The 22,329-nt window shown below is 71.4% G+C and carries 23 protein-coding genes and 1 pseudogene; 5 read left to right on the top strand and 19 right to left on the bottom strand.

The window, feature by feature from the left end; all coding sequences use genetic code 11:
• Positions 1 to 11 precede the first annotated feature (11 nt).
• Positions 12 to 812 (bottom strand): ion transporter, encoded by an 801-nt coding sequence (locus Vqi01_RS09015; protein ID WP_239098271.1) that lies wholly within the window; start codon positions 810 to 812, stop codon positions 12 to 14.
• Positions 813 to 816: 4 nt separating this feature from the next.
• On the opposite strand from Vqi01_RS09015, the gene Vqi01_RS30660 reads away from it, so the two are divergent.
• Positions 817 to 960 (top strand): hypothetical protein, encoded by a 144-nt coding sequence (locus tag Vqi01_RS30660; RefSeq protein ID WP_239098270.1) that lies wholly within the window; start codon positions 817 to 819, stop codon positions 958 to 960.
• Positions 961 to 1,171: 211 nt separating this feature from the next.
• On the opposite strand, the gene Vqi01_RS09010 is transcribed toward Vqi01_RS30660, so the two are convergent.
• Entirely contained in the window at positions 1,172 to 2,368 is a 1,197-nt protein-coding gene (locus Vqi01_RS09010) for a D-alanyl-D-alanine carboxypeptidase family protein (protein ID WP_204034283.1), read from the bottom strand.
• A 160-nt stretch (positions 2,369 to 2,528) separates the two neighbouring features.
• On the bottom strand, positions 2,529 to 3,815 hold the full coding sequence (locus Vqi01_RS09005) for a D-alanyl-D-alanine carboxypeptidase family protein (protein WP_204034282.1): 1,287 nt from the start codon (positions 3,813 to 3,815) through the stop codon (positions 2,529 to 2,531).
• Positions 3,816 to 4,098: 283 nt separating this feature from the next.
• Here Vqi01_RS09005 and Vqi01_RS09000 point away from each other — a divergent pair, with 283 nt between their 5' ends.
• Complete coding sequence (locus tag Vqi01_RS09000; RefSeq protein WP_204034205.1) at positions 4,099 to 4,359, top strand: hypothetical protein; 261 nt, start codon at positions 4,099 to 4,101, stop codon at positions 4,357 to 4,359.
• A gap of 522 nt (positions 4,360 to 4,881) precedes the next feature.
• On the opposite strand, the gene Vqi01_RS08995 is transcribed toward Vqi01_RS09000, so the two are convergent.
• Positions 4,882 to 5,601 (bottom strand): MerR family transcriptional regulator, encoded by a 720-nt coding sequence (locus tag Vqi01_RS08995; protein WP_204034204.1) that lies wholly within the window; start codon positions 5,599 to 5,601, stop codon positions 4,882 to 4,884.
• 178 nt (positions 5,602 to 5,779) lie between these two features.
• On the opposite strand from Vqi01_RS08995, the gene Vqi01_RS08990 reads away from it, so the two are divergent.
• Positions 5,780 to 8,053 (top strand): ATP-binding cassette domain-containing protein, encoded by a 2,274-nt coding sequence (locus Vqi01_RS08990; RefSeq protein WP_204034203.1) that lies wholly within the window; start codon positions 5,780 to 5,782, stop codon positions 8,051 to 8,053.
• Positions 8,054 to 8,209: 156 nt separating this feature from the next.
• Here Vqi01_RS08990 and Vqi01_RS08985 read toward each other — a convergent pair whose 3' ends face one another.
• The 7 genes from Vqi01_RS08985 to Vqi01_RS08955 form a co-directional block, all read right to left on the bottom strand.
• Positions 8,210 to 8,620 carry a protein-tyrosine phosphatase family protein gene (locus Vqi01_RS08985; protein WP_204034202.1) on the bottom strand — a complete coding sequence of 137 codons (411 nt, stop codon included), beginning with the start codon at positions 8,618 to 8,620 and terminating at the stop codon, positions 8,210 to 8,212.
• Between the two features lie 72 nt (positions 8,621 to 8,692).
• The gene (locus Vqi01_RS08980; RefSeq protein WP_204034201.1) at positions 8,693 to 9,493 is read right to left on the bottom strand and encodes a DedA family protein; all 801 of its coding nucleotides are present in this window, start codon (positions 9,491 to 9,493) and stop codon (positions 8,693 to 8,695) included.
• A gap of 142 nt (positions 9,494 to 9,635) precedes the next feature.
• Complete coding sequence (locus tag Vqi01_RS08975) at positions 9,636 to 11,327, bottom strand: serine/threonine-protein kinase (protein ID WP_204034200.1); 1,692 nt, start codon at positions 11,325 to 11,327, stop codon at positions 9,636 to 9,638.
• A gap of 171 nt (positions 11,328 to 11,498) precedes the next feature.
• A complete protein-coding gene (locus tag Vqi01_RS08970; protein WP_204034199.1) occupies positions 11,499 to 11,693 on the bottom strand; it encodes a hypothetical protein in 195 nt (64 codons plus the stop codon).
• Between the two features lie 2 nt (positions 11,694 to 11,695).
• Positions 11,696 to 12,748 carry a LacI family DNA-binding transcriptional regulator gene (locus Vqi01_RS08965; RefSeq protein WP_204034198.1) on the bottom strand — a complete coding sequence of 351 codons (1,053 nt, stop codon included), beginning with the start codon at positions 12,746 to 12,748 and terminating at the stop codon, positions 11,696 to 11,698.
• A 136-nt stretch (positions 12,749 to 12,884) separates the two neighbouring features.
• On the bottom strand, positions 12,885 to 13,766 hold the full coding sequence (locus Vqi01_RS08960; RefSeq protein WP_504740165.1) for a Sco1979 family transcriptional regulator: 882 nt from the start codon (positions 13,764 to 13,766) through the stop codon (positions 12,885 to 12,887).
• Positions 13,767 to 13,903: 137 nt separating this feature from the next.
• The gene (locus tag Vqi01_RS08955; protein WP_204034195.1) at positions 13,904 to 14,143 is read right to left on the bottom strand and encodes a DUF397 domain-containing protein; all 240 of its coding nucleotides are present in this window, start codon (positions 14,141 to 14,143) and stop codon (positions 13,904 to 13,906) included.
• A 245-nt stretch (positions 14,144 to 14,388) separates the two neighbouring features.
• Here Vqi01_RS08955 and Vqi01_RS08950 point away from each other — a divergent pair, with 245 nt between their 5' ends.
• Positions 14,389 to 15,036, top strand: a complete 648-nt coding sequence (locus Vqi01_RS08950; protein ID WP_204034194.1) for a GGDEF domain-containing protein — start codon at positions 14,389 to 14,391, stop codon at positions 15,034 to 15,036.
• Between the two features lie 71 nt (positions 15,037 to 15,107).
• On the opposite strand, the gene Vqi01_RS08945 is transcribed toward Vqi01_RS08950, so the two are convergent.
• Both Vqi01_RS08945 and Vqi01_RS08940 read right to left on the bottom strand, forming a co-directional pair.
• Positions 15,108 to 15,590 (bottom strand): type II toxin-antitoxin system PemK/MazF family toxin, encoded by a 483-nt coding sequence (locus tag Vqi01_RS08945; RefSeq protein ID WP_204034193.1) that lies wholly within the window; start codon positions 15,588 to 15,590, stop codon positions 15,108 to 15,110.
• Positions 15,591 to 15,657: 67 nt separating this feature from the next.
• Positions 15,658 to 16,032, bottom strand: coding sequence for a DUF2267 domain-containing protein (locus tag Vqi01_RS08940; protein WP_204034191.1), 375 nt, complete (start codon positions 16,030 to 16,032; stop codon positions 15,658 to 15,660).
• A 101-nt stretch (positions 16,033 to 16,133) separates the two neighbouring features.
• On the opposite strand from Vqi01_RS08940, the gene Vqi01_RS08935 reads away from it, so the two are divergent.
• A complete protein-coding gene (locus Vqi01_RS08935) occupies positions 16,134 to 16,739 on the top strand; it encodes a phosphatase PAP2 family protein (protein ID WP_204034190.1) in 606 nt (201 codons plus the stop codon).
• Between the two features lie 6 nt (positions 16,740 to 16,745).
• Here Vqi01_RS08935 and Vqi01_RS08930 read toward each other — a convergent pair.
• The 6 genes and pseudogenes from Vqi01_RS08930 to phoU all read right to left on the bottom strand — a co-directional run.
• A pseudogene (locus tag Vqi01_RS08930) lies at positions 16,746 to 17,465 on the bottom strand (winged helix-turn-helix transcriptional regulator); the annotation flags it as partial.
• A gap of 25 nt (positions 17,466 to 17,490) precedes the next feature.
• Entirely contained in the window at positions 17,491 to 18,351 is an 861-nt protein-coding gene (gene pstB, locus Vqi01_RS08925; RefSeq protein ID WP_372444333.1) for a phosphate ABC transporter ATP-binding protein PstB, read from the bottom strand.
• A 1-nt stretch (position 18,352) separates the two neighbouring features.
• Positions 18,353 to 19,267 (bottom strand): phosphate ABC transporter permease PstA, encoded by a 915-nt coding sequence (gene pstA, locus Vqi01_RS08920; protein WP_204034177.1) that lies wholly within the window; start codon positions 19,265 to 19,267, stop codon positions 18,353 to 18,355.
• Entirely contained in the window at positions 19,264 to 20,256 is a 993-nt protein-coding gene (pstC, locus tag Vqi01_RS08915) for a phosphate ABC transporter permease subunit PstC (protein ID WP_239098268.1), read from the bottom strand. The genes pstA and pstC overlap by 4 nt, the downstream gene beginning before the upstream one ends.
• 85 nt (positions 20,257 to 20,341) lie before the next feature.
• Positions 20,342 to 21,418, bottom strand: a complete 1,077-nt coding sequence (pstS, locus tag Vqi01_RS08910) for a phosphate ABC transporter substrate-binding protein PstS (protein ID WP_204034175.1) — start codon at positions 21,416 to 21,418, stop codon at positions 20,342 to 20,344.
• 193 nt (positions 21,419 to 21,611) lie between these two features.
• Positions 21,612 to 22,256 carry a phosphate signaling complex protein PhoU gene (gene phoU / locus Vqi01_RS08905; protein WP_204034174.1) on the bottom strand — a complete coding sequence of 215 codons (645 nt, stop codon included), beginning with the start codon at positions 22,254 to 22,256 and terminating at the stop codon, positions 21,612 to 21,614.
• Between the last annotated feature and the right edge of the window lie 73 nt (positions 22,257 to 22,329).

Here is a 22,329-nt window from a genome sequence, read left to right as displayed (position 1 = left end):
TGTACTCAACCTTACCCAGTTCGACGTGGGCGTCCGTCATCGCGGTCGATGCGAAGGTCTCGCTCAAGTTCGACGATGAGGGTACGCAGATCGTCCAGTCGCTGACTGATCGCGATCCGATCCACCTCGTCCGGTATCCCGTCACCGTCCTCGTCGTACCCGGGGGCGAGCCCTTCGGTCATCTCCAGCCGGCGTGCCTCCTCCATCGAGTTGACGATGACCGCGATCAGGATGTTCAGCAGCACGTTGACGGTGATGATCACAAAGCTGACGTAGTAGAGCAGGGTCCACGGAGAGAACGCGACGCCCTCCTCGATGAGGTCCGGCAGCGTCTCCAGGGACAGCAGCACGAACAGCGTCAGCAGTGACCGTCCGATGTCGCCGTAGTTCTCCGGATACGCCTCGCCGAAGATCAGCCAGCCGGCCATGCCGTAGACGTAGAGCGTCACCATGCCCAGGGCGAGGAAACCGCCGACGCCGGGCAGGCTGCGCCACAGCGCGGTGACGATCGTCCGCAGGCCGGGCGAGAACCGCACCAGCCGTAGCATCCGCATCACCCGGAGGAACCGCAGCAGTCCCGTGTCGCCGCGCAGGCCCGGCAGGAAGATCGCCATGATCACCAGGAAATCGAAGACGTTCCACCCGTGCCGGAAGAAGTCCTGCGGCCGGCGGCCGTACGCGAGCAGCCGGACGGTGATCTCGAGGACGAACACGGCCCGGAAGCACCACTCCAGCACACGCAACACGAGGCGGGCCGAGCCGAGGTCGGGATAGGTCTCCAGGCCGAGGACGATCCCATTGGCGATGATCACCCCGATGATCGCGATCTCGAAGGGACGCGACGCGGAGAGCCGGGCGCAGAACCTGACCAGCCGGGCACCGCGTGTCGGCCGGCCCGGGCCACCCCGTTGGGCCGGTATGGGGCTCCCGCTCACCGTCCGGCCGGCCCCGGTGCCGTGATCGGGGCGGGCTCGGCCGCCCACCGTGCGTCGTCGGGAGGCTGACGTACGGCAATCATGAACGACAGCCTACGGGGAGACGATCACTCGCATCGTCGCCCCCGGCCGGCGGAGTACGTGCCGCCGGCCGACCCGGGTTGGGATCACGGACGCCCCTGGCCCGAGCAGCGCGTCCTCGGCGCGGCCCCGCTCGACTGTGGGCGGTGGGGCGGTCAATCGTGGTGCGCGCGGGTGCCAGTGGCGGCACGCAGACGACGGCGACGGACGACCAGGGCACCGGCCAGCAGGGTCAGGCCGATGGCGAGAGCCACGAGCGAGGCGGAGCGGAGTTGCCCGGCGAGAGCTCGCCGGCCGGAGTCCTCGGCACCGGCGGCACCGCCGGGCAGCGCCTGGGGCGGCACCGAGGCCGGCGGCGCGGAGGCGCTGGTGGCTCCCGGGCGCACCAGCGCGCCGACCGAGGCGTCCCGGGGCAGGGCGAACCCCCAGTCGAGCAGGGCGGCACCCTGTTCCCAGCCCCGCTGGTCGACGGCGTCCGCGCCGAGCAGGGTGACCACCAGTCGGCGTCCACCGCGCTCGGCGGCGCCGACATAGGTGTGCCGGGCCAGGTCGGTGTAGCCGGTCTTGCCACCCAGCGCCCCGGGGTAGTGGTACAGCAACTGGTTGTCGTTGTCGATGGTGAAGCCCTTGGCGTGCTGCCCCGGCTGGGCCGGAATGGCCGCCTCGCGGGTCGCCACGTAGCGCCGGAAACGGGCGTCGTCGAAACAGACCCGGGCGATCAGGGCCAGATCGTACGCGCTGGTGAACTGCCCCGGACCGTCCAGACCGGAGGGGGTGGCGGCGTGGGTCTGGTAGGCGCCGAGCCAGCGGGCCTGCTCGTTCATCGCCCGCAGGCCGCCGGTCATGCCGTCCGCTCCGCCGCCGAGCCGGGCCAGCGCGTTGGCCACCTCGTTGCCCGATCGCAGCAGCAGGCCCAGCCACAGCGTCTCGACGCGGTACCGGCCACCCTCCACCAACCCCACGGCCGAACTGCCCGGCTCGATGTCGAGGTCACCAGCGGTGATCGTGACGACCTCGGCCGGGTCCAACCGGGGCAGCATGGTCGCGGCCAGCAGCAGCTTCTGCACGCTGGCCGGCGTCGCGTACTCGTGCGGGCCGCAGCCACCCAGCACCTCGCCGGTCTCCAGGTCGGCCACCAGCCACGAGGTGGCGGCCACCCGGGGCGGCGCCGGTGCCCCCGGCGGTACGACCAGCCCGGCCGTGGCCAGCCGGGCCCCGCCCACCGCCCGCTGCACCGGATCCGGCGACGGCGTCACCGGCTGCGACGGGCCGGGCGCGGGCGGCGCCGAACGCGGGCACGGCACCGGGGCGGCTGCGCCGGCACCGGTCGCGGGCGCCAGCGGTGACGTCATGAGCGCCGCGATCACCGCGACGGCAAGGCGGTTGACTCTCACATTCAGCGACACTATCGGGTGATTTCCGGCCAGTCCGGCGAATCGACCAGCACAGAGGTTCCACGTCTACCCGGGCGATCACCGCAGCGCGCGACTGGAAGTTCCCCTCCGCCCGCGATCACCGGGCCGGGCGGCTCGACGAGCTGGCGCGGCCTCGCCGAGCGGCCACCACGGCCAGCCCGATCGCAACCAGGCCGATCGCCGATGCCACCAGCGTCCCCGCGCCCGGGGCGTCGTCGAGGCCGGCCGAAGCGCTGGCCTGTGCCGGCGACGCATCGGCCGACGGCGGCGCGTCGGGCCCGCCCGACGGAGACGCGTCCAACTCCCCCGGTTCCACCAGCCGCCCGACCGTCGCGCCCCGGGGCAGCGTGAACCCCCAGTCGAGCAACGCGGCGCCCTGTTCCCAACCGCGCAGCGGCCGAGGCTCGGCGCCGAGCAGCGTCACGACCAGGCGCCGGCCGTCGCGCTCGGCGGCACCGACGTAGGTGTGCCGGGCGTAGTCGGTGAAGCCGGTCTTTCCGCCCAGCGCGCCGGGATAGCGGTAGATCAACTGGTTCTCGTTCTGGATCTCGAAGCCCTTGCCGCGCAAGGCTTTCTGGGCCGGGATCCGGGTCCGCTCGGTGAGCGCGTACCGGCGGAAGGTCGGGTCGGCGAAGCAGGCACGGGCGATCAGCGCCAGGTCGTACGCGCTGGTGAACTGCCCCGCAGCATCCAACCCGGACGGAGTGACCGCGCGGGTCTGCAACGCGCCGAGCCGACGGGCCTCCTCGTTCATCGCCCGCACCCCGCCGGCCGCGCCGTCCGGCCCGCCGCCGAGGCGGGCCAGCGCGTTCGCCGCCTCGTTGCCGGACTGCAACAGCAGCCCCAGCCACAGGGTCCGCACCGGGTAGCGACCGCCGGCGAGCAGCCCGACGGCCGAACTGCCCGGCGCGATGTCCAGGTCTTCCCGGGTGACCGTGACGACGGCGTCCGGGTCGAGCCGGGGCAGCATGGTCGCGGCCAGCAGCAGCTTCTGCACGCTGGCCGGCGTGGCGTACTCGTGCGGGCCGCACCCGCCCAGCACTTCGCCGCTGTCCAGATCGGCCACCAACCAGGAGGTCGCGGTCACCCGGGGCGGTGCCGGCGCGTTCGGTGGCACGACGAGCCCCGGCGTGGCGAGCGCGTCCCCGCCGACGACCAGGTGCTCCGGTGTGGACGGCGGTGGCGTGGGTCGCGGCGATCGCTTCACCTTCGGCGCCACCGCCCTCGGGCAGGGCAGCGCCGCTGCGCCGCCGGTTGCCCCGGGGGCGACTCCGGCGGTCGGAGGAGCGGCGGCCGGTGCCGCCGGGGCGGATCCCGCGGTGGCCGGCACCCCGGCGGCGACACCCTCGGTGAGTGTCGCACTACGTGCCGTTGCGGGAATCATCGCGATCGCGAGGACGACGGAAGCGACCATCAGAGCCCGGACTGTCATGAACACGCAGCCTAACCGCGAGATCGATGACGCCGCGCGCCCACGGGCGGGCCACCGAGGACGAAGTTGGCGTCGATCTCTGCGCATCGGCGTTGAACCGATCGCCCGGGCCACCGCGTATCCACGACCGAACAACCGCAAACCTTCCGGGCCAGCAACGGGAGCGCTCCCGAGGCCGGTCCGAACTCCACCTCCCGGGGTCCATGGCGGGACCGGCCGCCGCCGTCGGACGTACATGCCGGCCATCACCGCCAGCAACACCTGCGCGGTGCAGATGTCGTACCTGGACAAGCAGATCGCCGAGGCCAACGCCCGCCTCGCCCAGCAGGCCGCCAACCCCCAGGGCGGCCCCAACTTCGTCCAGAACACCATCGTCGGTCCGCTGGTGGACAAGCGGGTCGCCGCCATCAACCGGATCGCCACCGCGATCGGCCGGGTCAACGGCGACTGCCCCGCCGACCTGGTCAACCTGGCATCGCCCTGCGCGGTGCGCTGAGTCCGCGCGACATCGTCGGTGGGCGGTGACGGTGTACGTGAGGCTCTGTCGCTGACACGCGACCATCGGCTGATGGAGAAAGGCGCAGGCCGGCGCTGACGGAGTGGATGTGTCCGCCCTCTCGCGCTCTCCACTGCGGCCTTTGCTTTGCTTCAATCCACCGCAACTGGTTCGGCGGCAAACCGGTGCGTAGGTTGAAGCAGAGCAAAGGGGGGCGACAACCAACACAGCTGAGGACCGGGGCGGCAGCGCTACCGCCGACCACAGCGCCACCGACAAGATTCGGGCGAGTTCCACGATCGCCGTTTCGTCGTAATGGCGGTGTCCCGACCGATCGGACACCGCCGTACCAACGAAACGGAGTCGATCAACTGGCTGCGGAGGCCAAGGCTGTCGTCGGCCATGCCACACCGGCATGGCTCCATCCTCTGCCTCGGCCCCATCGCCCTATTGCCGGTCGCTCAAGACCGCCTCGCCGGCACCGGGCCGCTCGGCGAGGGCGGTGACCGGAGCAGGCGGCGATCAGGTCCCGAGCCAGCCCAGATAGTCGTGCAGCGCCGCCGACGCGGCCAGTCGCCGCAGGCTGCGCCGGTGCAGGTCCTGCTCACGGCGGGCCAACTCCGCGCGGACCCGCTGCGGGCTGCCGGTGCTCCGCATCTCGCCGAGCACGGCCTCGATGATGTCGAACGGGTAGGCGCCCCGGCGCAACAGTGTCACCACCTGGGCGGCACGCACCTCGGCCTCGTCGTACACCCGGTAGCCGGTGCCCCGCTCGCGCGCCGGCCGGAGCAGGCCGCGGGCCTCCCAGAAGCGAAGCTGTGAGGCGCGGACCCCGACCAGGTCGGCCACCGCACCGACGCGCACCGCGCGGCGGGGCGCGTCGACCGGCGCGCTGGTCACCACCGTCTCGAACGCGCCGAGCACCCGGCGGATCTCGGCGCGCTCGCGGTCCAGCTCGGCGTGGCCGGCGTCGAGCGCCGCCAGCGCCGTCGGCAGCTCACCCCCGTGCACCGCCGACATGATCTCCCGGGTACGCGCCCAGCCGTGTCCCTCGGCCATCGTCCGCGCCACGGCGAGCGCCCGTGCGTGCACCTCGGTGAAGATCCGGTAGCCGCTCGCCGTGCGCTCGACCGATGGCAGCACGCCGAGATCGACGTAGTTGCGCACCTGCTGCACGGAGATGCCGACCGTTGCGGCGAGGTCGACCGCCCGCAGTCGCCGGTTGCTTCCGCGATCCGTCACCTGTGCAGCCTAGCTCTTCCACGTCGTTTGAGACTTTCACGACCATATCGACGCGGTTGCCAGGGCAGGAGGCGCAAAACCCTCCACGTGGGAATTAATGAGACAATTTAATGCGGCCAGGCCAGCCCAAGCCCACTCCGGGCGAAAAAGTCCATTTTTCATCTTGCGAAGGGGTCGCATGCAGCAGCCAGCACGGTCCGCCGCCGACAGCCACGACGTCATCGAGGTACGCGGCGCGCGGGAGAACAACCTCGCCGAGGTCTCGGTCGGCATCCCCAAGCGCCGGCTCACCGTCTTCACCGGGGTCTCCGGCTCCGGCAAGTCCTCACTGGTCTTCAGCACCATTGCCGCCGAGTCGCAACGGCTGATCAACGAGACCTACAGCGCCTTCCTCCAGTCGTTCATGCCGAGCCGCTCCCGGCCGGACGTGGACTCGCTGCGCAACCTGACCCCCGCCATCGTGGTCGACCAGGAGCGGATGGGCGTCAACTCGCGCTCCACCGTGGGCACCGCCACCGACGCGTACGCGATGCTGCGGATCGTCTTCAGCCGGCTCGGCAGACCGCACGTCGGCGGGGCCGGAGCGTTCAGCTTCAACCTGGCCGAGGGAATGTGCCTCACCTGCGAAGGTCTGGGCCGGGTCTCCGACCTGGACGTCAACGAGCTGGTGGACGTGGAGAAATCGCTCAACGACGGCGCGATCACCGTGCCCAACTTCGGCGTCGACACGTGGTACTGGCAGACCATCGTCGGCTCCGGACTGTTCGACCCGGACGTCAAGCTGCAGGACTTCACCCCGCAGCAGTGGGCGGACTTCCTGCACAAGCCAGCCACGAAGATCAAAATCGGTGGCACCAACATCACCTACGAGGGCCTGGTCGTCAAGGTGCGTCGGCTCTACCTGGCCAAGGAACGTGAGGCCATGCAGCCGCACATCCGGGCCTTCGTCGACCGGGCGGTCACTTTCACCACCTGCGCCGACTGCGACGGCACCCGGCTCAACGCCGCCGCGCTCTCCTCCCGCATCGCCGGACGCAACATCGCCGAGTGCTCCGCCATGCAGATCAGTGACCTGGCCGAGTTCGTCCGGGGCATCGACGACGAATCGGTCGCCCCGTTGACCGCGAACCTGCGGGAGCTGCTGGACTCGCTGGTCGAGATCGGGCTCGGTTACCTCAGCCTCGACCGCGAGTCCGCCACCCTCTCCGGCGGCGAGGCCCAGCGGGTCAAGATGGTCCGGCACCTCGGCTCCAGCCTCTCCGACATCACGTACGTCTTCGACGAACCCACCGTCGGCCTGCACCCGCACGACATCGCCCGGATGAACGACCTGCTGCTGCGGCTGCGGGACAAGGGCAACACGGTGCTCGTCGTCGAGCACAAGCCGGAGACCATCGCGGTGGCCGACCACGTGGTCGACCTCGGCCCCGGCGCCGGCACCGCCGGCGGGCGGATCTGCTACACCGGCGACGTGGCCGGGCTGCGTCGCTCGGACACGCTCACCGGCCGCCACCTGGATCACCGGGTACGATTGCGCGACCGCGTCCGCACCCCCGGCGGCCACCTGCCCATCCGCCACGCCGACCTGCACAACCTGCGCGACGTCAGCGTCGACGTGCCGCTAGGTGTGTTGACCGTGGTGACCGGGGTGGCTGGCTCGGGCAAGAGTTCCCTGATCCACGGCTCGCTGCACCGCCGCGACGGGGTGGTCGTGGTGGACCAGTCCCCGATTCGCGGTTCCCGGCGCAGCAACCCGGCCACCTACACCGGTCTGCTCGACCCGGTACGCACCGCCTTCGCCAGGGCCAACGGGGTGAAGGCGGCGCTGTTCAGCGCCAACTCCGAAGGTGCCTGCCCGACCTGCAAGGGCATCGGGCTCGTCTACACCGACCTGGCGATGATGGCCGGCGTCGCCTCGGTCTGCGAGCAGTGCGAAGGCCGGCGCTTCACCGACCGGGTGCTCACCTACCGGCTGCGCGGCAAGAACATCGGCGAGGTGCTCGGCATGTCGGTGGCCGAGGCCCGGGATTTCTTCCCCAGTGGACCCGCCCGGGTCATCCTGGACCGGATGGCCGACGTCGGGTTGAGCTACCTGACCCTGGGCCAGCCGCTGACCACCCTCTCCGGCGGCGAGCGGCAGCGGCTCAAGCTGGCCATCCACATGGCCGACAAGGCGGGCACGTACGTGCTGGACGAGCCGACCACCGGGCTGCACCTGGCCGACGTCGACCAGTTGCTCGCGCTGCTCGACCGGCTGGTCGACGCCGGTAACACGGTCATCGTCATCGAGCACCACCAGGCGGTCATGGCGCACGCGGACTGGCTGATCGACCTCGGGCCAGGCGCCGGCCACGACGGCGGCCAGGTCGTGTTCAGCGGCACCCCCGCCGACCTGGTCGCCCACGGCGACACCCTTACCGCGCACCATCTGCGCGAATACGTCGCGCGCTGAGCGTCACCCCCGCGATCCAGGGGTGTCCGTCGCTTGCCGAGACCGACTGGCGACGGAGATCCCTGGATCGACGGCAGGCCGACCGCCTGCGGCGGCGGGCCAGATCGACGCGGGCCGGCTGCCTGCGGCGGCGGGCGCGTCGGCTATCTGCCGTGTTCAGGTCAGCCGGCGCAGCCAGCGACGCTGCCAGGGGGTTTCGACCGCGCGGGGTCGGTAGGCGCCGCGGACCCAGTCGACCGCGCGGTCTGCGGGCAACCCGTCGAGGATCGCCAGCGCGGCCAGCGCGGTGCCGGTCCGGCCCGTGCCGCCCCGGCAGGCCACCTCCACCCGCTGGCCCGCGTACCCGCGCCGCAACGCCTCGCGCAGCGCATCCAAGGCGTCCGCCCGGTCCACCGGCACCCAGAAGTCCGGCCACCGCAGCCGCCGGTACGCCCAATCCGGAGGCGGACCCGGTGCGAGCAGCAGACTGAAATCGGCCGGCGAGGCCGGATCCGCGATGCGCCGCCCCCGCACCCGTACGCCACCGGGAAGCTCAACCACCCCGATCGTGTCAGCCCAGTCGCCCATCCCACCAGTATCGGCGAAGAACCCGGGACGGGACCGAACGGCCCCGCCCTGGCCCGGGCGTACCAGCAACTGTCAGCGGGGGAGGTTCTGATCGGGCCGGTGGTTCTCGTCTGCCCAGGCGCTGCGGTAGATGGTGCCCCGGCCATGCGGGTCGGGCACACCGCTCGGCGTCGCGTCGGTCAACCCGGCACCGCTGTCGTTGGACCGGAGACCACCGGCCCGCCGCGAACGGCGCAGCCGGGTGACCACGAACCAGACCAACCCGATCACGCAGGCGACGATGACCAGGTTCTGCAGGATCCCGGCGTACCCCTCGACCAGGTGCCAGTTGTCGCCGAGCAGGTACCCGGCCAGCACGAAGGTGGTGTTCCAGATCAGGCTGCCCAGTGTGGTGTAGACGACGAAGGTGAGCACCGGCATGCGTTCCACTCCGGCCGGAATGGAGATCATGCTCCGGAAGATCGGAATCATCCGGCCGAAGAAGACGGCCTTGACGCCATGCCGCAGGAACCACTCCTCGGTGCGGTCGACGTCGCTGAGTTTCACCAGCGGCAGCCGGGCCGCGATCGCCCGCGTCCGCTCCCGCCCCAACGCCGCGCCGATCCAGTAGAGCGCCAACGCCCCCACCAGCGACCCGAGCGTCGTCCAGAAGATCGCGCCGACGACGCTCATCCGGCCCTGCGCCGCGACGAACCCGGCCAGCGGCAGGATGACCTCGCTCGGAATCGGCGGGAAGAGATTCTCCAACGCCACCGCCAGCCCCGCTCCCGGGCCGCCGAGCCGCTCCACCAGATCGGTGACGAAGCCGACCATGCCGTCCTGCGGCGGCCCGGACTGACCGGGATCTTCGGCGGCGTACGGGAAAAGAATCATGCCCATACGCTACGAACCGAACCCACGGACCGCTCATCCGGTATCGATCTCCCGGTACGAAAACCCCGTACGCTGCAGAGTTACCAAGGTGGACCGGCGCCGCGCCGGCCGAGTAGGCGCCGGCGGCCTGGCCTGACGCCCGTCAGTCCTCCTCGGACAACGTCGCCTCGAGCTGGTCGAGCAGTTCGTCCAGCCGGTCGGCGAAGTCGGCGGGGAGCCGGCCGCGTTCGGTCTCGTCCTCGATGCGGTCACGCAGCTTCTCGATCCGCTTCTCGCGGTCCTTGGGCTTGCCCCGGGCGAGATCGGTGAGGTCCTTGCGCAGTCGGTCGGCAACCTTGCGGTCCACGTCGCCGACGAGTTGCGCCTCGGTGAGCAGGGCGACGATCTCGGTGGCGGTCTGCCGTAGGTTCACCGGTTCGGGAGGGAGCGTCGACGGGCTGGGTTGGAGTGCTGCCGGAGCGGTCGAGGTCGGCGCAACGGCTGGATCGGCCGGGGCGGTGCTGGCGGTCGCGCTCGACGGCGATCCGTCGTCGTCGTTGCCGAGGGCGAGCACCACGCCCAGCCCGACGAGCAGCGCCAGGCCGCCCGCCACCAGCGCGCCGACCGGTGGCGCGCTGCGCCCCGGTGTCCGGCCGGAACGGCGCCCGGGACCGCCGCTGCCGCGGGCCGGGCCACCGACCGGCCGCGCGGACGCGGACCAGGCGCTGGGGGCGGCCCGCTCGGAATCGAAGTCGGCGGCGGGGCGCACGGACCCGGAACCGGCGACCGCACCCACGGACCCGAACCCCGCGGTCCGCTCGAGGTCGGAGCCGGCAGCCGGGTGCACCGAGGTGGGCTCGGGGGCAGCGGGCGTGGCCCTGGCGGACCACGTGCCGGCCCGATCGACGAGCGTCGGTGGGTGCGTCGGTGCCGGCCGGGCCACGGCCGCCGTGTGCTCGCCGCCGGCCGGAGCGGGGGTGATCGGAAGTACGGTGGTGGGCGACCCCGCCGGCCCGGCCGGGCCGGCTGCGGCACGCAGCCGGGCGGCCATCTGTCCGGCGGTGGGCCGTCGGGCCGGCTCCGGATCGAGGCAGGCCAGCACCAGATCGGCGACGTCGGCTGGCAACCCCGGCGCCCGGGGTGCCGCCACGGGCGGCGGCTGGGCGTGCAGCCGGGCGGCCTCCTCCCAGCTGCGTACGGGCAACGGAACGTCACCGGTCAGAGTGCGGTACAGCAGCACGCCGAGCGCGTACACGTCGCTGGCCGGGTTCGGTGCCCCGGCACGCAACCGCTCGGGCGCGATGTAGGCGGGCGTACCCATGATCGGTTCGCCGCTCGGCCCGGTGCCGGCGTGCTGGGGGCCGGCGAGCGCGGCGATGCCGAAGTCCAGCACCTTGGCGCCGGTCTCGGTGAGCATCACGTTGCCCGGTTTGATGTCCCGGTGCACCACTCCGATGCGGTGTGCGGCGGCCAGCGCGGCGGCGACCTCGGCGCCCAACCGGAGCGCCGAGGGCCAGGGCAGTGGGCCCTCGGCCAGCCGATCGGCGAGACTGCGCCCGTCGACCAGTTCCATCACCAGGTACGGCACGGTGCCGCCGTCGAGGGTCGCCTCACCGTAGTCGTACACCTGGGTGACGTGCGGGTGGGCCAGCCGGGCCGCGGCGCGAGCCTCCCGCTGGATGACGGCCCGCAGGTCCGGGTCGACGGCGAACGCGCCAGCGAGCACCTTCACCGCGACGGGCCGGCCCAGCACCTCGTCGTCGGCGCGCCACACCTCGGACATCCCGCCGAGGCCGATGCGGTCGTGCAACACGTAGCGGTCCTGCAACCGCAGGTTGGGCGTTAACGGCGACATGCTCGTCAAGTCTGCCTGGCCGCCCGGCCCGTCCACCACCCACCCTAGCCGTGCTGTCGCTCGTCGCGCCGAGCCGCCAGTTGTGCTGTCGCTCGTCGAGCCGAGCCGTCAGTTGTTAGAAGGGGGCCCCTTCAATGCACCAGGCGTTAAAAAGGGGCCCTTCCTTGCGCGCTAGCAGGGGCAGGGGGGTGGGGTGGGCTGGATCTGGTCGGCGAGGCGGTGCAGGGCTGCGGCGGTGAGCCGGCGGGCTCCGGCCAGTCGCGGGGCGCGCGGCGGGTCGGGGCGGACCGGCGCGTCCGGCCGGGCGGAGGTGACGTGCCGCGTGACCGCGTCGACGGCGAAGATGAAGCCGGTGGGCTGTTCCATGTTCAACTCCTCGGTACTGGTCCGCTGCTGGTGCGGACGATGAGCGTGGTGGGCAGCAGGATCTGGCCCGCCGAAGCGTCCGCGGGCGGGTCGAACAGGAGTTGGGCCGCCGAGCGACCCTTCTCCTCGCCGGGCTGGCGCACGGTGGTCAGGCCGGCGGACTCGGCCTCGGCGATGTCGTCGAAGCCGGTCACCGAGATGGCCTGGTGCCCGCCGGCCGCCACCAGCGCGTCCAGCGCGCCCAGGGCGAGCACGTCGGAGCAGGCCAGCACGGCGGTCGGCGGCTCGGCGAGGGCGTCGAGCGCGCGTACGGCGGCGGCACCGGCGGCCCGGGTGTTGCCGGGCGCCGAGAGGATCGCCAACTCGGGCCAGGCGACGCCGACCGCGGCGAAGGCGTCGGCGAAGCCGGCGAGGCGCTCGCGGGTGGTCGGGTGCGGCACGTCGGCGACGTCGGCCACCCGCAGCAGCCCGGTGGCGGCGTCGGGCAGGACGTTGTCACCGAGCAGGGCGACCCGCCGGTGACCGAGACCGGCCAGGTGTTCGGCAACGGAACGGGCGGCGGCCCGCTCGTCGATGCCCACCCACCGGTCGCCAGCGCGGGGACGCGAGGAAGTGGTCACGAACGGCAGCCCGCGACCCCGGATGGTGTCGAGAATCCCCTCCTCGTCACCGGCGCAGTAGACGCAGAATCCGTCGACGGCGGCGTTCTCCACCGCCTTGACGGCGCCGGCAGGTTCGGCCGGCAGCGGCACGAGCAGCAGGCTGCTGCCGTGCCGCTCGGCCGCCTCGGCGACCCCGGTGAGGAACCGCACCGCGAAGGGATCGGTGAAGGCGTACGACAGCCGCGAGGTGAACAGCACCCCCACGGCGCCCACGAAGCCGCGCCGCAGCGAGCGGGCGGTCGGGTCGGGCCCCGGGTAGCCCATCTGACGCGCGGTGTCGAGGATCCGTCGGCGAAGCTCCGCCGAGAGCTGGTCCGGTCGGGAGTAGGCGTTGGAGACGGTGCTGCGCGAGACACCGACCGCCTCGGCAACGGCCCGCAGGGTCGGTTTCACCGGCCCCTCCCCTCTTCTGGATCGATTCAGTCTGGATCGATCCAGAGATTAGCCGTACGGGCCGGAGGATGTCAACGCATGTGATTGCGCGGATCGGTACGCAGACTGCCCCGCTCGGGTCAGCCGCGTCGACCGGTCACTGGGAATCGATGTCGGCGATGATCCGCTTGAGAATGTCCGGAGTGTTCTCCGGCGGCTCGGCCTCGACGCAGAGTCGCTCCATGGCCAGCGCGTAGAAGTCGAGATCCTCGCGTTTGTCCAGGTAGAGCGCGCTGGTCAACTGCTCGATGTAGACGATGTCCGGCAGGTCCTGGTCACCGAAGCGCAGGATGGTGAAGGCGCCGCCAGCCGCGGCGTGCCCACCCGCGGCGAACGGGATCACCTGCAATCGGACGTTGGGCGTCCGGGTGGCCTCGAGTAGCGCCTCCAGTTGGGCGCGCATCACCTGCGGGCCACCGATCGGCCGGCGTAACACCGCCTCGTCGACCACGGCCCACAGTCGGGGCGGGCGCGGGCGCCGCAGCAGTTCCTGGCGCCGCATCCGCAGATCCACCCGGCGGTCGATGTCGACCGAGTCGGCACCGGAGTGGCCGAGCAGTACCACGGCCCGGGCGTACTCCCGGGTCTGCAGCAGGCCCGGGACGAACTGGACCTCGTAGCTGCGGATCAGCACCGCCGCGGCCTCCAGGCCGAGGTACGACTGGAACCACGACGGCAGTACGTCACCGTAGCGGTGCCACCAGCCCGGACTGTTGGCGTCCCGAGCGAGCTTCAGCAGCGCGAACCGCTCCTGCTCATCGGTGACGCCGTAGAGGGTGAGCAGGTCGGCGACATCGCGCTCCTTGAACCCGACCCGGCCCAGCTCCATCCGGCTGATCTTCGACTCGGACGAGCGGATCTCCCAGCCGGCGTCCTCCCGGGTCACCCCGCGCGACTCGCGCAGCCGGCGCAGCTGGGCACCCAGCAACATCCGCAGCACGGTCGGGCCTGCCGCCGGGCCCTGCTCGGCGGAAACCATGGTCACCTGCCGTCCTCCGCACGCCGTCGGTGGCCGAACCAGTGAGCCGGCCCGACCGACCTGTAAGCATGCCATGAACCGTCAGTGAGGTGAACCTCCATCCCGTGCGCGGCGATTCCCGCAGGTGGGATGGCGGGTCAGCCGATCAGATGATCGAAATCCCCGTCCCGGGCACCGAGCACGAACGCGGCGATCTCGTCCACGGTGTAGATCAGCGCTGGCCCGTCAGGGTGCCGGGAGTTACGCATGGCGATCCCCGCGCCACCGGGCAACTCCGCCAGTTCGACGCAGTTCCCACTGGGGTTGCTGCGCCGGCTCTTCTGCCAGACGAGGGGAGGCAACTGGTGTGCGGGTACACCGTTCGGCGGCTGCTGCATGGGTGCGTGGTTCTCTCCGTTAGGCGCCGGTGCCGTGGACAGGAGCGGTAGCGGCACAGGGGACGGTGTCGACTCGATCGTTCTGCACGTGCATCTGCTATTGCATCTGCATTAGACAGCGAGCATGATAGCGCATGTGAGCGGTGCGCATCCGCTCACATTCTGTTACGTGAACCTGGCCGCCACCAGGGGAAACGAGGTGTCTGGCAGCGCCGGTCGCTGCGTCGGGGCGAAGGGAGGGGTCGGTGCCGGATCCGCTGACCGTCGCGTCCGGCCTTTGTGCCGCAGGAGCCCTGCTCTCCTCCTGGCAGCTGGGACGACGGGCCATACGGGCCGAAGCCGAGGTCGGACGTCTCCAGGCCGAACTGGCCGCCGAGCGGCATGCCGCCAGCCACGATCCGCTGACCGGCCTGCCCAACCGGCGAGCCTTCTACCGCCTCGCGGCCGCGATGCTCACCGACGGCACCGGCCGCCCGCTGGTCGCGGTGGTGCTGGACCTGGACGACTTCAAGCAGATCAACGACCGGTACGGCCACTCGGCCGGCGACAAAGTCCTGATCAGCGTCGCCCAGCGGCTGGCCGCCTTCGCTGGCGACAACCCGGTGGCACGGCTCGGCGGTGACGAGTTCGCCGGGCTGCTGGCCAGCCCCACGATCGACCGGCGGTGGATCGAGCAGGCCACCCGGCAGCTGTGCGACATGCTCGCTGCGCCGATCCAGCTGGGCGTGGCCACCCTGCGGGTGACCGCCTCGGTCGGGCTGGCCCCGGTGCACGGGACCCAGCTGGCCGAGGCGCTCGACCGCGCCGACGCGGCGATGTACGAGGCCAAGGGACTCGGATCGGGCCGATCCGGCCGGGCGCTGCGCGACACCGCGCACCTCGCCGAGTGCTGATGGCCCAGGCACCGCGCCTGGTCAGACGCACCGCACCCGCCGGCAGCACCCGGCCGGTGCGGTCACATCGCTCAGAGCCAGCCGTAGCCGGCACGCAACGCCTGGCTGACCCGGTCGAACCGGGCCCGGTCCAGCACCGCGCCCTCGCGCCGGATGCCGTCCTCGCGCATGGTCAGCACCCGGTCCAACCGCACCCAGCTGGGCCGCTTCTCCCGGTCCCACTCGCCGGGTCCGAGGGCCAGCCAGTGTCGCTCGCCGTCGCGATCACGCTGGCTGGACAGCATCAGCCCGAACAGCGTCCGGCTGTGCCGGCCCACCACCAGCACCGGCCGGTCCTTGCCCTGCCGGGGATCGTCCTCGTAGGACACCCAGGTCCAGACGATCTCCCCCGGGTCTGCCTGCCCGTCGGGCTCCGGAGCGTACGACAACTCGCGCCGCTGCAACGCGCTGACCTGGCGAGGCCGCGCGACTCGGGCCGGGGTCGGTCCGCCGCGCCGGGGGGTCGGGATCGCCGCGCCGACACGCGCCGCCATGTTCCTCAACAGACCTGCCACGGCGGGCAGCCTAACGGTCGTCGGCCACCTCGTGTCGGCAGGGTTGGGCGAAGTCCTGCCGCTTCGGCTACGGCCCGACCTCGTCGGGGCCGGCGAGCGGATCGACCGTGCCGTCGGCGGTGGTGGGCAGCCGGGAAACCATCTCCCGGAACTCGTCGACCGTGACCGCTTCGCGCAGCGTCGCGAACACCGCCGCCGCGCCGGCGCCCGCCACCTGCTGGTCGACTCCGGCCCGCTGGCCGACCCGGCGCAGGAAGTCCTCGGGCCCCTGCGGGGCGGACGCGTTGCCGAACTCGGCCGGCAGATAGCCGGTCGGGTCGGTGCTCAAGCCGGTCATCCGTTCCACCACGGTCTGCAGCACCGCGCGCGCGACGATCGCGGCCAGGTCGGGCGGCAGGCCGGAGCGACGCGACACCGCGTCGACGAAAAGGGGAAACCGCACCCGTCGCCCTCCTGTCGTCAGCGCCGCGCTGGTTACCCTCGCCCATCCCCGGCAAACGGACGCGCCCCACCGATGGCACCCGTACGCGTACGGTTGGCCCCGTGTCCACCGTCGTCGACCGGGCCGCCTCCTATCGGCTGGCCCGGATCACCACCGAGGTGTTCGCGCCCGCGGTGTTCGCCGCCGTGCTGCCCATGGTGATCGCCGTGCACGCCACCGCACCGGCCGTCGTGGCCGGGCTCGGCTGGGGGGCGTTGGCCGTGCTGTTCTGCTCCGTCGTCCCGTACGGCATCATCTGGCTGGGCGTGCGACGCGGCCAACTGACCGACCACCACATCGGGGTACGCGCCCAACGCCGCCGGCCGCTGCTGCACGGGATGGCATCCGTCCTGGCCGGCCTGGTGCTGCTGGTGCTGCTCGGTGCGCCGCGTCCGCTGGTCGCCCTGGTGGTGGCGATGTTCGCCGTCGTGGCCGGCGTCGCCGCGGTCAACCAGGTCTGGAAGTTGAGCGCCCACGCGGCGATCTGCGCCGCGTCGGTGACCGCCCTGATCTACGTGCTCGGTCCGGCGGCGGTCCCGCTGCTGGCCCTGATCGGGCTGGTCGGCTGGTCACGGGTCCGGTTGGCCGCCCACAGTGTGAGCCAGGTGATCGCGGGTACCGTGCTCGGCCCGCTGGTCGGCGCTCCGGCCTTCATCCTGCTCGCCTGAACCGGCGGCCGGCACGAACCGGTAGCCCAGGCCGCGTACGGTCACGATCATCGGGGCCTGTCCCCCGTCCAGCGCGAGTCGCCGACGCAGCCGCTTGATGTGCACGGTCAGGGTGTTCGAGGTGTCGTCGGAGATTCCGCCCCAGACGGCGGCCAGCAACTGCTCACGGGTGACCGTCCGCTCGGCGTGGCTCATGAAGAAGTAGAGCAGCTTGAACTCCTTCAACGGCAGGGCCACCGTCCGGCCTTGCAGGCGCACCTCGAACGTCGACGGGTCCACCCGCAGCCCGCCCAGCTCGATCGGCGGATCGAGGGCGGCGGCGGTCTCCGGGCGGATCGCGCGCAGGATCGGCAGCACCTCCTCGGCCCGGTAGGGCCGCCGTACGCCGGCCGTGGCGCCCGCCTTGAGCCCGGCCGCGGCGATGCCCCCGTCGTCGTCGCCGACGCCGACCACCGTCGGGATGCCGGCCCGGCCGGCGAGCAGCCGGACCAGTTCGATGCTGCTCATGGTGGTCAGACCGGCGGCGACCACCGCCGCATCCGGTTGCAGGGCTCCCGCGGCCAGCAGCGCCTCGGCGGCGTGCGGGTAGTGGTGTCCGCGTACCCGGTGCTCGGCCAGCTGGGTGACCAGCGCGGCACCGACGCTCTCGTCGTCGTCCACCACGAGCAGCACGAAACGCCCGTCGGCTCGATGGTCACCCCTGGTGGCCTCGGCGAGGTTGTTCATCGCGTACCGGCTCCGGTTCCGTCGGTCAGCCGAAGCGGCCGGTGATGTAGTCCTCCGTACGCTTGTCGGCGGGGTTGGTGAACAGCTTGCCGGTCTGGCTGTACTCGACCAGCCGGCCGTGCCGCACCTGCTTCTCGTCCACCTCGGCGGTGAAGAACGCGGTGTAGTGGCTGACCCGCGCGGCCTGCTGCATGTTGTGCGTGACGATCACGATCGTGTAGTCGTTCGTCAGCTCGAACATGAGGTCCTCGATCTTCGCGGTGGCGATCGGGTCGAGCGCCGAGCAGGGCTCGTCCATGAGGATGACCTCGGGCTTGACCGCGATCGTACGGGCGATGCAGAGCCGCTGCTGCTGACCGCCGGAGAGCGCCAGGGCGCTCTTGCGGAGTTTGTCCTTGACCTCGTCCCAGAGCGCGGCCTGGGTCAGCGCCTCCTCCACGTGGTCGTCGAGCCGGCCCTTGATGCCGTTGATCCGCAGCCCGTACGCGACGTTGTCGTAGATGGACTTCGGGAACGGGTTCGGCTTCTGGAACACCATGCCGATGCGCCGGCGGACCTGGATCGGGTCGACGTCCCTGGCGTACAGGTCCTGCCCGTGGAAGGAGACCTCGCCGCTGACCCGGGCGCCGGGGATGGGGTCGTTCATCCGGTTGAGCGCCCGCAGCACGGTGGACTTGCCGCAGCCCGAGGGCCCGATCATCGCGGTGACCTGGTTCTGCTGGATCGGCATCGTGGTGCCCCGGACCGCCTCGTAGCTGCCGTAGTAGACGCTGACGTCGCGCAGCTGCATCACCGGCGCGGGGGAGGTTTCGACGCCGGCGGCGGTGACGCCGGTGGCGTGCACCGCGATGGACGGGCGGGTGGTCAGATCGGTGTCGTTGGCCATGTCAGCGCTCCTTGATGGCGAACCGGCTGGAGATGAATCGGGCGATGACCGTGAAGCCGAGGACGATCACGATCAGTGTCAGGGCCGCACCCCAGGCTCGGTCCTGGGCGGCGGGGAACGAGGTGCTGGCGTTGCGGAAGATCTGCGCCGGCAGCGCGGTGTTGGAGCCTTCGAACAGGTTCCAGTTGGGCGAGAAGACGATGCCGGTGACGATGATGATCGGAGCGGTCTCGCCGGCCGCCCGGGCGACGGCCAGCAGCGAGCCGCTGGTGATGCCGGAGATCGCCGCCGGCAGCACCACGGTGAGGATGGTCTTCCACTTGCGGGCGCCCAGCGCCATGCTCGCCTGCCGCAACTCGTCCGGGACCAGCCGGAGCATCTCCTCGCTGCTGCGGATGACCACCGGCAGCATCAGGCAGGCCAACGCCAGCGCGCCGGCGAAGCCGGTCTGCTCGCCGACGAGCAGCACCCAGGAGATGTAGACGAACAGCCCCATCACGATCGACGGCACGCCGGTCATCACGTCGGCCATCAGCCGGATCAGCCGGGCCAGGGGCTTCTGCTTGCCGTACTCGTTGAGGTAGACGGCACCGAAGACGCCGAGCGGGATGGCCATCAGCGCGGCCGCGCCGGTGATGAGCAGCGTGCCCACGATCGCCGGCGCCATGCCGCCGCCTTGCCGGCGGTACGAGTTGGGGATGTCCTCGGTCAGGAAGGACAGGCTCATGACTCCGCCGCCCTTGCTGATGACCGTGTAGGTCACCAGGGCCAGCGGGATGACGGCGAGCAGCACGGCAGCCCAGATGGCAGCCGTGGCGAGATGGTTGGTGAACCGGCGCCGCCCGGCGAGAGCCGCCCGGGTCAGGTCGGGCCCGCCGGTGCGGGAGCGGGTGGGGGGCGGTGCGGTGACGGTCACGCGACGCTTCCCTTCATCCGGGCCTCGGCCCGGCGGACGACCACCTGAGCGAGCACGTTGATCAGCACCGTCATCGCGAACAGCACGACGCCGAGACCGATCAGGGCCGCGGTGAAGGTGCCGGTGGATTCACCGAACTGCTGCACGATGACGGCGGCCATCGAGTTGCCGGGGGCGAAAATGTTGGCCGTGATGTTCGTGGCCCCGCCGATGACCAGGGCCACCGCGATGGTCTCCCCCATCGCCCGGCCGAGGCCGAGCATCACCGCGCCGACGACGCCACCGAAGCTGTGCGGGAAGACGGCGCCCCGGATCATCTCCCAGCGGGTGGCGCCGAGCGCGAGAGCGGCGTCCTTGTCGGCGCGCGGCACGGTGCTGAACACCTCGCGCGTGATCGACGTGATGATCGGCGTGACCATGATCGCCAGGATGAGGCCGGCGGTCATGAAGTTGCGGCCGCTGCCGACCGGGCCGAAGAGGCGGCCGAGCACCGGGACGCCGCCGAGGACGTCGTGCATCCACTGGTACACCGGGACCAGCGCGGGGGCGACGACCAGGATGCCCCAGAGGCCGAAGACCACCGACGGCACGGCGGCGAGCAGGTCGATCACGGTGACCGCGGCCCCGCGCAGCCGGCGGGGCGCGAGTTCGGTGAGGAACAGCGCGATGCCGACCGAGACCGGCACCGCGAACAGCAGGGCGATCAGCGACGAGATCGCCGTGCCGTACGCGAACGACAGCGCCCCGAAGATGGCGTCGCCGGTCGCCGGGTTCGGGTCCCAGATCCGCTCGGTGAGGAAGCGCAGGCCCATCGCGTCGAACGCGGGCCACGCCTCTCGAACAGTGGTGATGAGGATCAGCCCGAGGATCGCCAGCACCAGCAGGCCGGTGCCGAGTGTCCACCAGGAGAAGAGGCGGTCGCCGACGGCGTTGCCGCCACGCCGGGTCAATGCCGGCCGGGCGGCGGGGGGTTCGTTCGTCACGGTCATCTTCACTCCAGCTCAGGGACTCCGCTGGGGACGGAATCGTGTCGATCCCGTCCCCGGCTGGAAGGCCCAGCGATCCTGATGTCGATCAGCTCTGGATCTTGTCGACCTGGGCCAGCGCCTTCTCCTTGAGCGAGGCGGGCAGCGGCGCGAAGTCGATCTCCTTGGCCAGGTCCTGGCCGTCGTTGAGCAGGTACGTGAGGAAGCCCTTGACCAGCTCCGCCTTGGCGGCGTCGCCGTAGGAGGTCTTGGCGATGATGAACGTCGGCGCGGTGATCGGGTACGCGGTGGCGCCAGCGGCGTTGAGCGGGTTGTAGCTCAGGTCGTCGGCGATCTCGGCGCCCTCCAGGCCGGCGGTGGTGCCGTCCAGCGTCGGCTCGACGAACTGGCCGTCCTTGTTCTTGATGGCGGCGAACTTCAGGCCGGTGGCCTTGGCGTCGCTGAGGTCGACGTAGCCCACGGCACCGTTGGTCTGCTGCACGATCTGCGCGACACCGGTGTTCTTCTCGCCGCCCTGGGTGCTGGCCGGCCAGGCCACGGTGTCACCGCTGCCGAGCTTCCAGGTCCCCCCGGCGGCCGCCTCGAGGTACTTGGTGAAGTTGCTGGTGGTGCCCGAACCGTCCGAGCGGTGCGCCACGACGATCGGGGTGTCGGGCAGCTCGACGCCCGGGTTGTCGGCCTTGACGGCCTCGTCGTTCCAGGTCTTGATGTCGGCCTGGAAGATCTTGGCGAGCGTCTCCGGGCTGAGCTGGAGCTTGTCGACGCCCTGGAGGTTGTAGGAGACGGTGATCGGCGCCGCCACCGTCGGAATATAGAGGAACGAGCCGGCGGCCACGCCGTCACTCTCCTTGACCAGGCTGTCGGTGCCGGCGAAGTCGACCAGACCCTCACCGAACTGCTTCTTGCCGGTGCCCGAGCCGGTCGCGTTGTAGGTGACGGTCACGCCGGAGGCCTCGCCCTTGAAGGCCTCGATGACCTCTTGGTAGTACGCGTCAGGGAAGCTGGCGCCGGACGCCTTCAACTCGCCGGACAGGTTCGCGTAGGCGCTGTCGCCGCCGCTCGCGCCCGGCCCTGTGCCGTTGTCGTTGCTACCACAGCCGGTAAGCGCGAGCGCGGCAAGCGCGACGCCAGCGAGGAGACGCCGCGAGAGCACGTTGCGGTTCACCAGGTAAGCCTCTCTATCGGGGTGCATCAGCCCGTCCGGGCCGTACGCGAGTCAAGCTAGGAGGCGCAGGTAGCCGGACCCCCGGCAGCAGGTGAACGAAAAATGAACTTGGTGGCCCCGATGGTGGCCGGTCGGCCCCGGGATGTGACGCTGCGAGGGCAAGCGCACCGGATGCCCGGAATGTCCGCCCGGGTCAGAGGCGGACCGTCCCGGTCACCAGGAAGACCACCTGCCGCGCGACGTTGACCGCGTGGTCGGCGTACCGCTCGTAGTACCGGCCGACCAGAGCCAGGTCGATCGCCGACTCCACGCCGTACGGCCAGCCGGAGACGAGCAGCGACAGCAGCCGCTTCTCGGCCGCGTCGACCTCGTCGTCGTCCAGCCCGAGCTGTGCGGCGTCCAGGTGGTCGCGGGTGGCCAGCACGACCGCTGCCTTCTCCGCCATCCGGGCCGCCGCGCCCGCCATCGTGGTCAGCACCGGCAACGCCGACGCCGGGACCACCCCCACCGGATACCGCATCAGCACGACCTTCGCGATGTGCACCGCGAGGTCGCCCATCCGTTCCAGCGAGGCGGCGATCCGCAGCGCGCACACCACCAGCCGCAGGTCGGAGGCGACCGGCTGATGCCGGACCAGCACCTCGGGGATCATCGCCTCCGCCTCGGCCCGGTACCGGTCGAGCACGGCGTCGCCGGCCACCACCGCCTCAGCCGCAGCCCGGTCGACGTCGAACAGGGCGGCGCTGGCGCCCCGGATCGCCACGCCGGCCTCCCGGCTCATCGTCGCCAGCAAGCCGGTGAGGCGGTCGAGCTGCTCCTCGTAGTTCTCCCGAGCCATCGCGCCTCCCTGTCGTGCGGATCACCGGCCATGCCAGCATGGCACTGACCGATCCGCCGAAACCATGGCGGCG

The organism is Micromonospora qiuiae (assembly GCF_016863555.1).
GTDB lineage: Bacteria > Actinomycetota > Actinomycetes > Mycobacteriales > Micromonosporaceae > Micromonospora > Micromonospora qiuiae.
Note: the sequence above shows the minus strand (reverse complement) of the source record. Positions and strands in the feature narration are given on the sequence as shown.